The sequence below is a fragment of the Enterobacter sp. Acro-832 genome, assembly GCF_011752745.1.
GTDB classification, from domain to species: Bacteria; Pseudomonadota; Gammaproteobacteria; order Enterobacterales; family Enterobacteriaceae; genus Enterobacter; species Enterobacter quasiroggenkampii.
This window is the reverse complement of sequence record NZ_VWWX01000002.1, coordinates 175,297-187,480: the sequence shown is the minus strand read 5'-3', so window position 1 is coordinate 187,480 and position 12,184 is coordinate 175,297. Positions and strand designations below refer to the sequence as shown.

The 12,184-nt window shown below is 55.2% G+C and carries 12 protein-coding genes and 5 tRNA genes; 7 read left to right on the top strand and 10 right to left on the bottom strand.

Annotated elements, in window-relative coordinates:
• Window positions 1-76: 76 nt before the first annotated feature.
• From galE to gpmA, 5 genes are all read left to right on the top strand, one after another.
• A complete protein-coding gene (galE, locus tag F3J31_RS07355; RefSeq protein WP_048026980.1) occupies window positions 77-1,093 on the top strand; it encodes a UDP-glucose 4-epimerase GalE in 1,017 nt (338 codons plus the stop codon).
• A 9-nt stretch (window positions 1,094-1,102) separates the two neighbouring features.
• Window positions 1,103-2,149, top strand: a complete 1,047-nt coding sequence (gene galT / locus F3J31_RS07350) for a galactose-1-phosphate uridylyltransferase (RefSeq protein ID WP_167212230.1) — start codon at window positions 1,103-1,105, stop codon at window positions 2,147-2,149.
• A 2-nt stretch (window positions 2,150-2,151) separates the two neighbouring features.
• Complete coding sequence (gene galK, locus F3J31_RS07345; RefSeq protein WP_167212227.1) at window positions 2,152-3,300, top strand: galactokinase; 1,149 nt, start codon at window positions 2,152-2,154, stop codon at window positions 3,298-3,300.
• Entirely contained in the window at window positions 3,294-4,334 is a 1,041-nt protein-coding gene (gene galM / locus F3J31_RS07340; RefSeq protein WP_167212224.1) for a galactose-1-epimerase, read from the top strand. The genes galK and galM overlap by 7 nt, the downstream gene beginning before the upstream one ends.
• Window positions 4,335-4,540: 206 nt before the next feature.
• Window positions 4,541-5,293, top strand: a complete 753-nt coding sequence (gpmA, locus tag F3J31_RS07335) for a 2,3-diphosphoglycerate-dependent phosphoglycerate mutase (protein WP_008501111.1) — start codon at window positions 4,541-4,543, stop codon at window positions 5,291-5,293.
• A gap of 60 nt (window positions 5,294-5,353) precedes the next feature.
• On the opposite strand, the gene aroG is transcribed toward gpmA, so the two are convergent.
• Complete coding sequence (aroG, locus tag F3J31_RS07330; protein ID WP_008501110.1) at window positions 5,354-6,406, bottom strand: 3-deoxy-7-phosphoheptulonate synthase AroG; 1,053 nt, start codon at window positions 6,404-6,406, stop codon at window positions 5,354-5,356.
• A 303-nt stretch (window positions 6,407-6,709) separates the two neighbouring features.
• On the opposite strand from aroG, the gene F3J31_RS07325 reads away from it, so the two are divergent.
• Window positions 6,710-7,090 carry a protein YbgS gene (locus tag F3J31_RS07325; protein WP_167213139.1) on the top strand — a complete coding sequence of 127 codons (381 nt, stop codon included), beginning with the start codon at window positions 6,710-6,712 and terminating at the stop codon, window positions 7,088-7,090.
• A 105-nt stretch (window positions 7,091-7,195) separates the two neighbouring features.
• On the top strand, window positions 7,196-8,134 hold the full coding sequence (gene zitB, locus F3J31_RS07320; protein ID WP_167212221.1) for a CDF family zinc transporter ZitB: 939 nt from the start codon (window positions 7,196-7,198) through the stop codon (window positions 8,132-8,134).
• On the opposite strand, the gene pnuC is transcribed toward zitB, so the two are convergent.
• The 9 genes from pnuC to pal all read right to left on the bottom strand — a co-directional run bounded on the left by pnuC (window position 8,131) and on the right by pal (window position 12,174).
• Complete coding sequence (pnuC, locus tag F3J31_RS07315; RefSeq protein WP_048026975.1) at window positions 8,131-8,850, bottom strand: nicotinamide riboside transporter PnuC; 720 nt, start codon at window positions 8,848-8,850, stop codon at window positions 8,131-8,133. The genes zitB and pnuC overlap by 4 nt on opposite strands.
• Before the next feature lie 22 nt (window positions 8,851-8,872).
• Window positions 8,873-9,916 (bottom strand): quinolinate synthase NadA, encoded by a 1,044-nt coding sequence (nadA, locus tag F3J31_RS07310; RefSeq protein ID WP_008501105.1) that lies wholly within the window; start codon window positions 9,914-9,916, stop codon window positions 8,873-8,875.
• Between the two features lie 191 nt (window positions 9,917-10,107).
• Window positions 10,108-10,183, bottom strand: a tRNA-Lys gene (locus tag F3J31_RS07305).
• A 24-nt stretch (window positions 10,184-10,207) separates the two neighbouring features.
• A tRNA-Lys gene (locus tag F3J31_RS07300) sits at window positions 10,208-10,283 on the bottom strand.
• Window positions 10,284-10,329: 46 nt separating this feature from the next.
• Window positions 10,330-10,405: transfer RNA gene (locus tag F3J31_RS07295), tRNA-Lys, on the bottom strand.
• A gap of 3 nt (window positions 10,406-10,408) precedes the next feature.
• Window positions 10,409-10,484: transfer RNA gene (locus F3J31_RS07290), tRNA-Val, on the bottom strand.
• 127 nt (window positions 10,485-10,611) lie between these two features.
• Window positions 10,612-10,687: transfer RNA gene (locus tag F3J31_RS07285), tRNA-Lys, on the bottom strand.
• Between the two features lie 161 nt (window positions 10,688-10,848).
• Window positions 10,849-11,643, bottom strand: a complete 795-nt coding sequence (gene cpoB, locus F3J31_RS07280; protein ID WP_025912850.1) for a cell division protein CpoB — start codon at window positions 11,641-11,643, stop codon at window positions 10,849-10,851.
• Between the two features lie 9 nt (window positions 11,644-11,652).
• On the bottom strand, window positions 11,653-12,174 hold the full coding sequence (gene pal / locus F3J31_RS07275; RefSeq protein ID WP_003858578.1) for a peptidoglycan-associated lipoprotein Pal: 522 nt from the start codon (window positions 12,172-12,174) through the stop codon (window positions 11,653-11,655).
• Window positions 12,175-12,184: the final 10 nt, after the last annotated feature.

The following is a 12,184-nucleotide window of genomic DNA, read 5'->3' as shown; positions in this document are numbered from 1 at the left end:
TTTTATCCCATGTCACACTTTTTGCGTCTCTGTTATGCTATGGTTATTACATACCATAAGCCCAATGGAGCGAAATATGCGAGTTCTGGTAACAGGTGGTAGCGGTTACATCGGTAGTCATACCTGCGTGCAGCTGCTGCAAAACGGCCATGACGTCATCATTCTCGACAACCTGTGCAACAGTAAGCGCAGCGTGCTGCCTGTGATTGAACGTCTTGGCGGTAAACAACCGACTTTCGTGGAAGGCGACATCCGCAACGAAGCGTTGATGACCGAGATCCTTCACGACCACGCCATTGAAGCGGTGATCCACTTCGCGGGTCTGAAAGCCGTCGGGGAGTCCGTTGCAAAACCGCTCGAGTATTACGACAACAACGTCAACGGTACCCTGCGTCTCATCTCCGCCATGCGTGCGGCTAACGTCAAAAACTTCATCTTTAGCTCTTCCGCCACCGTCTACGGCGATCAGCCCAAGATTCCTTACGTTGAAAGCTTCCCGACCGGGACACCGCAGAGCCCGTACGGCAAAAGCAAGCTGATGGTGGAGCAGATCCTGACCGACCTGCAAAAAGCCCAGCCGGAGTGGAGCATCGCGCTGCTGCGCTACTTCAATCCGGTCGGTGCCCATCCGTCTGGCGATATGGGTGAAGATCCGCAGGGCATTCCGAACAACCTGATGCCGTATATCGCGCAGGTTGCCGTCGGTCGTCGCGATTCGCTGGCGATTTTTGGCAATGACTACCCCACCGAAGATGGCACTGGCGTGCGCGACTATATCCACGTGATGGATCTGGCAGACGGCCACGTTGCCGCCATGCAGCAGCTGGCGGATAAACCTGGCGTGCATATTTACAACCTCGGCGCCGGGGTCGGCAGCAGCGTGCTGGACGTGGTCAATGCCTTCAGCAAAGCCTGCGGCAAGCCGGTGAACTACCACTTCGCACCGCGTCGTGAGGGCGATCTGCCTGCTTACTGGGCCGACGCCACCAAAGCCGACAAAGAGCTTAACTGGCGTGTTACGCGCACGCTTGATGAAATGGCACAGGATACCTGGCACTGGCAGTCACGCCACCCGCAAGGCTATCCGGACTAAGGATCCGTCATGACGCAATTTAATCCCGTCGATCATCCGCATCGTCGCTTTAACCCGTTAAGCGGGCAATGGATTTTAGTTTCTCCACATCGCGCCAAGCGCCCCTGGCAGGGGGCGCAGGAGACGCCTGCAAAACAGACCTTACCGCAGCACGACCCGGACTGCTTCCTCTGTCCGGGCAATACGCGCGTGACCGGGGATAAAAACCCGGACTACCAAGGCACCTTCGTGTTTACCAACGATTTTGCCGCCCTGATGACCGACACGCCGGACGCGCCGGAAAGCCACGATCCGCTGATGCGCTGTGAAAGCGCGCGCGGTACCAGCCGCGTGATCTGCTTCTCTCCCGATCACAGCAAAACGCTGCCGGAGCTGAGCGTTGAGGCACTGAAAGAGGTGGTCAGCACCTGGCAGGCGCAAACTGCCGAGCTGGGTCAAACTTACCCATGGGTGCAGGTGTTTGAAAATAAAGGTGCGGCAATGGGCTGCTCCAACCCGCATCCGCATGGCCAGGTCTGGGCGAACAGCTTCCTGCCTAACGAAGCCGAGCGTGAAGACCGTCTGCAAAAAGCGTATTACGCGGAAAACGGCTCGCCGATGCTGGTGGATTACGCACAGCGTGAGAAGGCAGACGGCAGCCGTACCGTGGTGGAAACCGAACACTGGCTGGCCGTCGTCCCTTACTGGGCCGCCTGGCCGTTTGAGACGCTGCTGCTGCCGAAAGCACACGTGCTGCGCATCACCGAACTCAGCGATGCGCAGCGCGACGACCTTGCCCTGGCGCTGAAAAAACTGACCAGCCGTTATGACAACCTGTTCCAGTGCTCCTTCCCGTACTCCATGGGCTGGCACGGCGCACCGTTTAACGGCGAAGAGAATCCGCACTGGCAGCTGCATGCCCATTTCTATCCGCCGCTGCTGCGCTCTGCGACGGTGCGTAAATTTATGGTGGGCTACGAAATGCTGGCGGAAACCCAGCGTGATCTGACGGCGGAACAGGCGGCAGAACGTCTGCGTGCCGTTAGCGACGTCCACTATCGCGAATCAGGAGTTTAAAAATGAGTCTGAAAGATAAAACACAATCCCTGTTTGCTGAGAAATTTGGCTACCCTGCCACCCACATTATTCAGGCACCTGGTCGCGTTAACCTGATTGGTGAACACACCGACTACAACGACGGTTTTGTGCTGCCGTGCGCCATCGATTACCAGACGGTCATCAGCTGCGCGAAGCGCGACGACCGCCAGGTTCGCGTGATTGCGGCGGATTACGGTAATGAGACGGACGCGTTTTCCCTCGATGCCCCGATTGTGACGCACGACAGCCAGCAGTGGTCTAACTACGTGCGCGGCGTGGTGAAGCATCTGCAGAAGCGTAATAAAAACTTCGGCGGCGCCGATTTGGTCATCAGCGGCAACGTGCCGCAGGGGGCGGGCTTAAGCTCCTCTGCGTCTCTGGAGGTCGCCGTCGGCACCGTGTTCCAGCAGCTCTATCATTTACCGCTGGATGGCGCACAAATCGCTCTGAATGGTCAGGAAGCGGAAAACCAGTTCGTGGGTTGCAACTGCGGCATCATGGACCAGCTGATCTCCGCGCTGGGCAAAAAAGAACACGCGCTGCTGATCGACTGCCGCTCGCTTGGCACCAAAGCCGTTCCCCTGCCAAAAGGCGCGGCTGTCGTGATCATCAACAGCAACTTTAAGCGCACGCTGGTGGGCAGCGAGTACAACACCCGCCGCGAGCAGTGCGAAACTGGCGCCCGCTTCTTCCAGCAGCCCGCTCTGCGCGACGTGACGCTCAATGAATTTAACAAAGTGACGCACGAGCTGGATCCGATTGTCGCCAAACGCGTTCGTCACGTGCTGACGGAAAATGCCCGTACCGTTGAAGCCGCCTCCGCGCTGGCGAGAGGTGACCTGAAACGCATGGGTGAGCTGATGGCGGAATCTCACGCCTCCATGCGCGATGATTTTGAGATCACCGTTCCGCAAATCGACACCCTGGTGGAGATTGTCAAAGCGGTCATTGGCGACAAAGGCGGCGTACGCATGACGGGCGGCGGTTTTGGCGGCTGCATCGTTGCGCTGGTCCCGGAAGAGCTGGTCCCTGCCGTACAGGACGCCGTGGCGAAGCAGTACGAAGCGAAAACAGGTATCAAAGAAACCTTCTATGTTTGCAAAGCATCACAAGGAGCCGGACAGTGCTAAACGAAACACCTACCCTCGCACCGGATGGTCTGCCGTATCGCCTGTTAACCCTGCGCAACCGCGCGGGGATGGTGGTTACGCTTATGGACTGGGGTGCAACCCTGCTTTCAGCCCGCGTACCGATGCCGGACGGCAGCGTGCGCGAAACCCTGCTCGGCTGCGCATCGCCCGAGCAGTATGTTAATCAGTCCGCCTATCTGGGCGCATCCGTAGGACGCTATGCTAACCGCATCGCGAAGAGCCGCTTTGAGCTCGATGGCGTGCAGTACACTCTGCTTCCAAGCCAGGGTGAAAACCAGCTGCACGGCGGCCCGGAAGGCTTTGATAAACGCCGCTGGAAAATTGTTCGGCAAAACGATGGCGAAGTGCTGTTCTCGCTGGATTCGCAGGACGGCGATCAGGGCTTCCCGGGTAACCTTATCGCCTCTGCGCGCTTTACATTGACGGATGACAACCGTATTGCCATTGAATACCGGGCGACGGTCGACAAGCCGTGTCCGGTCAACCTGACCAATCACGCGTACTTTAATCTGGACGGTAACCAGTGCGACGTGCGTGAGCACAAGCTGCAGATCCTGGCGGATGCGTATCTGCCGGTTGATGAGATGGGCATTCCGTACCAGGGCCTCAAAGACGTGAGCGGCACCAGCTTTGACTTCCGCAGCGCGAAATCCATCGCCCAGGATTTCCTGAGCGATGACGACCAGCGCAAGGTGAAAGGTTACGATCACGCGTTCCTGCTGCAGGCCAAAGGTGATGTGAAACAACCTGCCGCACAGGTCTGGTCTGCGGATGAGAAGCTGCAGATGACGGTTTATACCACCGCCCCTGCCCTGCAGTTTTACTCAGGTAACTATCTCGGCGGCACAACGGCGCGCGAACACGAAGAGTACAGCGACTGGCAAGGCCTGGCGCTGGAGAGCGAGTTCCTGCCGGACAGCCCGAATCATCCGGAATGGCCGCAGCCGGACTGCGTGCTGCGCCCGGGTGAAGAGTACGTTAGCGTGACGGAATATCATTTTATTCCACATTAATCTTCAGCCCTCCCTCTGGAGGGCTTTTTTCTGCGCGCCTTGCTGAAAATAGCGCCGATCGCAGACAAAATCATAACCCTGGATTCACAAGCATCTTACACTCAGAGACTATTTTCGCTATGGTTAGGGTTAAGCGTTGCTGCTGGCACGGCCACGGCAATATAATGAGAATTGTTATCATTCTAAAAATGCTTGAGGAGTAAGAGATGGCTATTACTAAGCTGGTTCTGGTGCGTCACGGCGAAAGCCAGTGGAACAACGAAAACCGCTTTACCGGTTGGTACGACGTTGATCTGTCCGAGAAAGGCGTAAGCGAAGCAAAAGCAGCAGGTAAACTGCTGAAAGAAGAAGGCTTCAGCTTTGATTTTGCTTACACCTCTGTGCTGAAACGTGCCATCCACACCCTGTGGAACGTGCTGGACGAACTGGACCAGGCCTGGCTGCCGGTTGAGAAATCCTGGAAACTGAACGAGCGTCACTACGGTGCGCTGCAGGGCCTGAACAAAGCGGAAACCGCTGAGAAATACGGTGACGAGCAGGTTAAACAGTGGCGTCGCGGCTTCGCGGTCACCCCACCAGAGCTGACCAAAGATGACGAGCGCTACCCGGGCCACGACCCGCGTTACGCGAAACTGACCGACGCTGAGCTGCCAACCACCGAGAGCCTGGCGCTGACCATCGACCGCGTTGTGCCTTACTGGAACGAAACCATTCTGCCACGTCTGAAAAGCGGCGAGCGCGTGATTATCGCGGCTCACGGTAACTCCCTGCGTGCGCTGGTGAAATACCTGGACAACATGGGTGAAGACGAAATTCTCGAACTGAACATCCCAACTGGCGTACCGCTGGTGTATGAGTTCGACGAAAACTTCAAGCCAATCAAACACTACTACCTGGGTAACGCGGACGAAATCGCAGCGAAAGCGGCGGCCGTTGCGAACCAGGGTAAAGCGAAGTAATTTCGCTGACCATAAAAAAAGCGCGGAACCGTCCGCGCTTTTTTATTTGAGCCGTCAGAATTAACCGCGACGCGCTTTCACTGCGTTAGCCAGCTGGCGCAGGATGGCGTCGGTATCGTCCCAGCCGATGCAGGCATCGGTCACGCTCTTGCCATACACCAGCGGCTCGCTGCCTTCCAGGTTCTGGTTACCTTCAACCAGATGGCTTTCGATCATCACCCCAATTACCGCTTTCTCACCGCCGGCAATCTGCTGACAGACGTCTGCGCCCACTTCCATCTGCTTTTTAAACTGCTTGCTGGAGTTGGCGTGGCTGAAATCGATCATCACCTGCGGTGGCAGCCCGGCTTTTTCCAGCCCGACTTTGACTTCGGCCACATGTTTTGCGCTGTAGTTCGGCTCTTTGCCGCCGCGCAGAATGATATGGCAGTCACCGTTACCGCTGGTGTTAACGATGGCAGAGTGACCCCATTTGGTCACGGACAGGAAGCAGTGCGGTGCGCCCGCTGCGTTGATGGCGTCGATAGCCACCTTAATTGTGCCGTCAGTGCCGTTTTTGAACCCCACCGGACAAGAGAGACCGGACGCCAGCTCGCGGTGAACCTGAGATTCAGTAGTGCGGGCCCCAATTGCCCCCCAGCTCATCAGGTCTGCAAGGTATTGCGGCGTAATCATGTCCAGGAATTCACCGGCCGCAGGCAGGCCGCTGTCGTTGATCTCCAGCAGCAGCTTGCGCGCAATGCGCAGACCGTCGTTGATCTGGAAGCTGTTATCCATGTGCGGATCGTTAATCAGTCCTTTCCAGCCCACGGTGGTGCGCGGTTTTTCAAAATAGACGCGCATGACGATTTCCAGCTCGTCCTTCAGCTCTTCACGCAGGGTGAGCAGACGGGCTGCGTATTCTTTCGCGGCAGCAGGATCGTGAATCGAGCACGGGCCAATCACCACCAGAAGACGATCGTCATTACCTTTCAGGATCTTATGGATCGCTTTACGAGCATGAGAAACCGTGTTTGCGGCATTTTCAGTGGCGGGGAATTTCTCAAGGAGTGCTACAGGAGGTAATAACTCATTGATCTCTTTAATGCGTAAATCGTCGTTCTGATAATTCATTTTCTTTCCAGCTCTGCCATATCTTTAGTAATGAAAGCAATCCTTTCAATCTATCTTGTCGACCAGGAAGTGTAAACACGGTTTTACACTTCACGCAGATAATTCCTGGAATTCGCCTAAAAATCGCCACAAAATAGCGAAAAATGAGATCTAACCTAAGCTTTTTAACTGTAACAACCAATTTTAAACGCTTAAACGCGATTCCGTACTGACGTAAGTCCGTAAGGCGGAATCTTTCGCCTCAAAAAAGATGCACTGTTGGAGAATGTTATCCAGCGTAACGACAAGAACAGGAGCACCATGATGAAAATGACAAAACTGGCAACCCTCTTCCTGACCGCCACCCTTACCCTTGCCAGCGGCAGCGTCCTGGCCGCCGAAACGGGCACCTCAGAGAGCAACGGTGACGCGAATGCGGCTGCGGCGGCAGGTCAGCCTGCGCCTGATGCAAAACAGAATATTGCCCCGAATAACGTCGACAACGGCCAGATCAATACCGGCAATACCAACACGAGCGGCACCATGCTGCATCCAGACGGTAGCGGTTCCGGCACCATGAACCATGACAATATGAGTTCAGACGAGGTCCATAAGAACTCCATGTGTAAGGATGGCAAATGCCCGGACCCTAACGACAAAGTGGGTGACGACGCCAATACCAAAACGGATGGTACCACCCAGTAATTTGTATTCACCGTCAGAAAAAGGAGAGCCCAGGCTCTCCTTTCTTTTTGGAGTAACCTATTAAAAACGCTACACTAAAAACAATAACACTTCAGGAAAGCAGACATGGCGCACTCCCATTCCCACTCGCATGCACCCGGCAACGACAACGCTAAACGGCTGATGCTGGCCTTTGGCGTCACGGCAACGTTTATGATTATCGAGGTCATTGGCGGCCTGGTTTCCGGCTCTCTGGCGCTTCTGGCCGATGCCGGACATATGCTGACCGATGCCGCCGCCCTGCTCTTCGCCCTGCTGGCCGTGCAGTTTGCGCGTCGTCCTCCGAATACGCGCCACACCTTCGGCTGGCTGAGGCTGACCACCCTGGCCGCGTTTGTTAACGCCATTGCGCTGGTGGTCATTACCATGCTTATCGTCTGGGAGGCCATACAGCGCTTTCGACATCCACAGCCGATCGCCGGGGCGACAATGATGGTCATTGCCGTGGCAGGGTTGCTGGCGAATATTCTGGCCTTCTGGATCCTGCACCGCGGGAGCGGGGAAAAGAACCTCAACGTGCGCGCGGCGGCACTGCATGTGCTGGGGGATTTGCTCGGTTCAGTCGGGGCGATTGTCGCCGCGCTGGTGATCCTCTATACCGGCTGGACGCCTGTCGATCCGATTCTGTCCGTACTGGTGTCGTGTCTGGTCTTGCGTAGCGCCTGGCGGCTGCTGAAGGAGAGCGTGAACGAACTGCTTGAAGGGGCGCCAGCATCCCTGGACATCGACGAGCTGAAGCGTAACCTGCGCCGTACTGTCCCGGAAGTCCGTAATGTCCATCACGTGCACGTCTGGCTGGTGGGAGAGAAACCGGTCATGACGCTGCACGTCCAGGTGATCCCACCTCACGACCACGATGCGCTGCTCGATCGCATTCAGCACTTCCTGGAGCACCACTACGACATTAGCCACGCTACCGTCCAGATGGAGTATCAGCCCTGTAGCGGACCGGACTGCCACCTTAACGAGGCGCAGTCCGGTCATTCACATCATCATGACCACTAGCTTGAAAGCGCGCGAGAGCCTCGCTCACGCGCGCTGTTAATCCACATTCGGCTGCCGTTCAGCGCGATGAAGGTCAGCAGCAGATATTCCAGCGACATGGCATAGACGCCCTGCAGGGCGAAGATCGCCACGCTGATCACGTTGATGATGACCCACAGCAGCCAGTTCTCGACGTATTTACGGGTCATCAGAATCATTGCCGCAATCGACAGCACCATCATGCAGGAATCCCAGAACGGGAAAGCATCCGGCTGGAGTTCTGGCATCGTCACGTTCAGGCCGATGCCGGACATGACCGAAACGGCAACGCGGGTCAGGAAGGCAAACACCGGGTTGATGTAAACGGTCATTAAGCCAATGGCCACCACGCAGGCGACGAACCAGGCGATGGCTTTCGGCAGGGGCAGCCAGCGGATCTGCAACTCGGCCTCCTGCTGGCTGTTCTGACGCGACCAGGCATACCAGCCGTAAATATTGGCGGCAAAGAAGAACAGCTGCAAAAGCAGGCTGGCGTACAGCTGGATCTGGAAGAAGATAATCGCAAACAGCGTGACGTTAATCAGCCCGAACGCGTAGTTGCTGATCTTCTCCAGGCTTGCCAGCCAGATACACAATAAGCCCGCCAGTGTACCAACGGCCTCAATCCATGACAGGTCATAGCCACCTGCACCAATCGGTATATGAACCAGAATGTTATGTGTGCTAAAAAAATCCATCTTTTCCCCGGGGCGAGTTGAATTAAGTACGTAGTGTAGCCGCAAAATCCAGCATGCGGTTAAGCGGAATTAACGCGCCTTCACGCAGGGCGGCATCCACGTGGATTTCATGCGCCGCACCACCGGTTTCTAACCCTTCGGCAATTGCTTTCAAGCCGTTCATCGCCATCCAGGGACAATGCGCGCAGCTGCGACACGTTGCGCCCTCGCCCGCCGTTGGTGCTTCAAGCAGCTCTTTCTCCGGCACGGCCTGCTGCATCTTATAGAAGATACCGCGATCGGTCGCGACAATGAGCTGCTTGTGAGGCAACGTCCTGGCCGCGTTGATAAGCTGGCTGGTTGAGCCCACGGCATCCGCCATGTCGACAATTGACTGCGGTGACTCGGGGTGAACAAGAATGGCGGCGTCAGGATAAAGCGCCTTCATGCGCGCCAGCGCCTGAGTTTTGAATTCATCATGCACAATGCAGGCACCCTGCCAGCAAAGAACGTCAGCCCCCGTCTGCTTCTGAACATAATTGCCGAGATGACGATCAGGTGCCCAGATAATTTTCTCCCCCAGACTGTCCAGATGTTCAATCAGCTCAACGGCGATGCTCGACGTGACCACCCAGTCAGCCCGCGCTTTTACCGCCGCAGAGGTGTTAGCGTAGACCACCACGGTCCGGTCAGGATGAGCGTCACAGAAGGCCGTGAATTCGTCAATCGGACAGCCCAGATCCAGGGAACACTCCGCGTTAAGCGTGGGCATCAGAATGGTTTTTTCCGGGCTCAGAATCTTTGCCGTCTCGCCCATAAAACGCACGCCGGCAACCAGCAGCGTGGAAGCGGGATGTCGTGCACCGAAGCGCGCCATCTCCAGTGAGTCAGAAATGCAGCCGCCGGTCTCTTCCGCCAGCTGCTGAATTTCCGGGTCGGTGTAGTAATGGGCCACCATTACTGCATCGCGCTCTTTAAGAAGACGTTTGATCTTCTCGCGGTAGAACTGCTTTTCGTCCTGGCTCAGCGGGACAGGCTTTGGCGGAAACGGATAGATTGCGGCTTCAGGATCAAACATCACACTCATTATGGCTTCTCGTTTTACGGGCTTAACAATATTGCCTTTCATTTGCCTGACATAGCAAAACGCGTGGCAATTGTGTTTTGTATACTAAACAAGATAGCGAATCTGGCGTGAAAAGTCACCGGGAATAGATGGGCGGAGCATTTGTTGTACCGCAGATAGCAAAAAGGCGCCTTTAGGGCGCCTTTCTACACTGGTGGGTCGTGCAGGATTCGAACCTGCGACCAATTGATTAAAAGTCAACTGCTCTACCAACTGAGCTAACGACCCCTTGCGGGATTTTTTTCTTCGAAGTGGTGGGTCGTGCAGGATTCGAACCTGCGACCAATTGATTAAAAGTCAACTGCTCTACCAACTGAGCTAACGACCCATTCGGGTGCTGACTTCGAAGATTTTTACTCGGTACCACTTTAAAGTGGTGGGTCGTGCAGGATTCGAACCTGCGACCAATTGATTAAAAGTCAACTGCTCTACCAACTGAGCTAACGACCCGAGTGGTGGGTGATGACGGGCTCGAACCGCCGACCCCCTCCGTGTAAAGGAGATGCTCTACCAACTGAGCTAATCACCCACTCTGTACTGCCGGAACTGCGTTAAGTGGTGGGTCGTGCAGGATGACTCGGCTTCGCCTCGCCCTACGGGCCGTTGCTGACGCAACGTTATCCTTCACGTTTTACTACTACTTCCACCTGACTTAGTGGTGGGTCGTGCAGGATTCGAACCTGCGACCAATTGATTAAAAGTCAACTGCTCTACCAACTGAGCTAACGACCCACTTTTATGCTGCTTTCACGTTGTTTGATATCCCGTGGCAACGGCGGCATATATTACTGATTTAAGAATTCTGCGCAACAAAAATTTCGATGAAGATCACTTAACTGCTTAGTAATCATGCTGCACGACCAGAAATAACGCGATTTCTGGTCATGCGATAATCATCCCATCGAATTCAGACGTTTTTGCGCCTGCTTAGCACCTTCGGTACCCGGGAATTTTGCGACCACCTGCTGATAAACCGCTTTGGCTTTCGCGGTGTCGCCTTTGTCCTGCATGATCACGCCAACCTTATACATTGCATCTGGCGCTTTCGGCGATTTTGGGTAATTTTTCACCACTGAGGCAAAATAAAACGCCGCATCGTCCTTTTTACCCTTGTTGTAATTCAACTGACCGAGCCAGTAATTGGCATTTGGCTGATAAGTGGAATCAGGGTATTTCTTAACAAAGCTCTGAAACGCAGCAATCGCGTCATCCTGACGAGATTGATCCTGCACCAGGGCAATGGCCGCATTGTAGTCCGTATTCGCGTCACCGCTCTGTACAGGCGCGCCTGTTGAGGCTGACGTATCAGCAGATGGCGCTGGCGTAGACGTCGCCGCACCGCTCTGATCGCCTGCGGCTGGCTGTGCTGCTGCACCACCACTGCTCAGGCTATCGATCTGCAACAAGATTTGCTTCTGACGTTCCACAACCTGGTTAAGCTGATACTGGCTTTCCTGAATCTGACCGCGGAGAGAGTCAATATCATTCTGGTTATCGGAAAGTTGTTGCTGGAGTTGGGTTAAAAGCTGGCTGTGAGCGTTAGAAATACGCTCGAGTTGAGTGACCCGGTCTTCTACCGAGCCTGAGCCGACACTACTGATTGGTGCCTGAGCAAAAGCGGCCCAGGGGGCCGCTATTCCAACCAGTAACGACAGACTCAACAGATGATGTCTGAAGTTACTGCTCATGCAATTCTCTTAGTAAACCAGTACGGCACGACGGTTTTTGGAGTAAGCCGCTTCGTCGTGACCCAGTACTGCAGGTTTTTCTTTACCGTAAGAAACGATGGAGATCTGGTCAGCAGAAACGCCTTTACCCTGCAGGTACATTTTAACAGCGTTAGCACGACGTTCACCCAGGGAGATGTTGTACTCTGGAGTACCACGTTCGTCCGCGTGACCTTCTACGGTGACTTTGTAAGATGGGTTGCTACGCAGGAAGTTAGCGTGCGCATCCAGCATCGCAGCGAAGTCAGAACGGATGTCGTATTTATCCAGATCGAAGTAAACGATGTTGTTCTGCTGCAGCTGCTGCATCTGAAGACGCGCCTGCTCTTCAGAAGACATGTTGCCATTGCCGTTCGCGTCCATACCGGTGCCGGCACCCATCATGCCTTCGCCGCTCTGGTCATTGCTGGCGTTCTTGTTAGAAGAACACGCTGCGATTGCCATTACAGGCAGAGCGATCATCAGCCCCTTCAGCACTTTGTTCAGTTGCATTTCTATGATT

What these genes read in the sequence shown, in the direction of transcription:
- cpoB (WP_025912850.1), bottom strand. Translation starts at nt 11,643, where the DNA reads ATGAGCAGTAACTTCAGACATCATCTGTTGAGTCTGTCGTTACTGGTT.
- galT (WP_167212230.1), top strand. Translation starts at nt 1,103, where the DNA reads ATGACGCAATTTAATCCCGTCGATCATCCGCATCGTCGCTTTAACCCG.
- aroG (WP_008501110.1), bottom strand. Translation starts at nt 6,406, where the DNA reads ATGAATTATCAGAACGACGATTTACGCATTAAAGAGATCAATGAGTTA.
- galK (WP_167212227.1), top strand. Translation starts at nt 2,152, where the DNA reads ATGAGTCTGAAAGATAAAACACAATCCCTGTTTGCTGAGAAATTTGGC.
- pnuC (WP_048026975.1), bottom strand. Translation starts at nt 8,850, where the DNA reads ATGGATTTTTTTAGCACACATAACATTCTGGTTCATATACCGATTGGT.
- zitB (WP_167212221.1), top strand. Translation starts at nt 7,196, where the DNA reads ATGGCGCACTCCCATTCCCACTCGCATGCACCCGGCAACGACAACGCT.
- F3J31_RS07325 (WP_167213139.1), top strand. Translation starts at nt 6,710, where the DNA reads ATGAAAATGACAAAACTGGCAACCCTCTTCCTGACCGCCACCCTTACC.
- galE (WP_048026980.1), top strand. Translation starts at nt 77, where the DNA reads ATGCGAGTTCTGGTAACAGGTGGTAGCGGTTACATCGGTAGTCATACC.
- gpmA (WP_008501111.1), top strand. Translation starts at nt 4,541, where the DNA reads ATGGCTATTACTAAGCTGGTTCTGGTGCGTCACGGCGAAAGCCAGTGG.
- pal (WP_003858578.1), bottom strand. Translation starts at nt 12,174, where the DNA reads ATGCAACTGAACAAAGTGCTGAAGGGGCTGATGATCGCTCTGCCTGTA.
- nadA (WP_008501105.1), bottom strand. Translation starts at nt 9,916, where the DNA reads ATGAGTGTGATGTTTGATCCTGAAGCCGCAATCTATCCGTTTCCGCCA.